The 1,087-nt window shown below is 54.1% G+C and carries 1 tRNA gene and 2 rRNA genes; all 3 read right to left on the reverse strand.

Going from position 1 to position 1,087, the window contains the following annotated elements:
* Positions 1-540, reverse strand: a 23S ribosomal RNA gene (locus tag BTJ39_RS24255); the annotation flags it as partial.
* Between the two features lie 309 nt (positions 541-849).
* Positions 850-925, reverse strand: a tRNA-Glu gene (locus BTJ39_RS24260).
* Positions 926-1,009: 84 nt separating this feature from the next.
* Positions 1,010-1,087 (reverse strand): 16S ribosomal RNA (locus BTJ39_RS24265); the annotation flags it as partial.

Genomic DNA, 1,087 nt, shown 5'->3' on the forward strand with positions numbered 1-1,087 from the left:
GGCTCCCACTGCTTGTACGTACACGGTTTCAGGTTCTTTTTCACTCCCCTCGCCGGGGTTCTTTTCGCCTTTCCCTCACGGTACTGGTTCACTATCGGTCAGTCAGGAGTATTTAGCCTTGGAGGATGGTCCCCCCGTGTTCAGACAGGATACCACGTGTCCCGCCCTACTCTTCGAGCTCACAGCGGGTGCACTTTTGTGTACGGGGCTTTCACCCTGTGTCGCGCGACTTTCCAGACGCTTCCACTAATGCACTCGCTGATTCAGGCTCTGGGCTGCTCCCCGTTCGCTCGCCGCTACTGGGGGAATCTCGGTTGATTTCTTTTCCTCGGGGTACTTAGATGTTTCAGTTCCCCCGGTTCGCCTCGTATGACTATGGATTCATCATACGATGATGCACTGAGTGCACCGGGTTTCCCCATTCGGACATCGCCGGTTATAACGGTTCATATCACCTTACCGGCGCTTTTCGCAGATTAGCACGTCCTTCATCGCCTCTGACTGCCAGGGCATCCACCGTGTACGCTTATTCGCTTAACCTCACAACCCGGAAACGTCCCGGCTGGCTGCACAACTGAACTGCCGCGTTGCCCGGTTGCTCGCCGTGCTCACATACTTCAGTATGCTCCGCCTGCTGCGCACCGTGCGCCTTGCATTTCAGCTGTTCGCTCAGCCCCGGACATTGTCACAGGATGTAAGTCAGTTGAGAGAACCCTCAATAACTTGCGCTATTGAAGATTTTTCAATTTTCAGCTTGTTCCGGATTGTTAAAGAGCAAATATCGCAAACGTGACCCGCAGGTCAGTTTTGCGATATTTTCTGGCGACGCCTTTCACTCATCACCGCAAATGGCGTCCCCTAGGGGATTCGAACCCCTGTTACCGCCGTGAAAGGGCGGTGTCCTGGGCCTCTAGACGAAGGGGACACTCGGTGTCGTCGTCAAGACGCGCTTGCTCTCGCATTTCATCAGACAATCTGTGTGAGCACTTCGAAGGAAAGTATCAGCTGGTAAGGAGGTGATCCAACCGCAGGTTCCCCTACGGTTACCTTGTTACGACTTCACCCCAGTCATGAATCACAAAGTGGT

The sequence above is a fragment of the Izhakiella australiensis genome, from assembly GCF_002006995.1.
GTDB lineage: Bacteria > Pseudomonadota > Gammaproteobacteria > Enterobacterales > Enterobacteriaceae > Izhakiella > Izhakiella australiensis.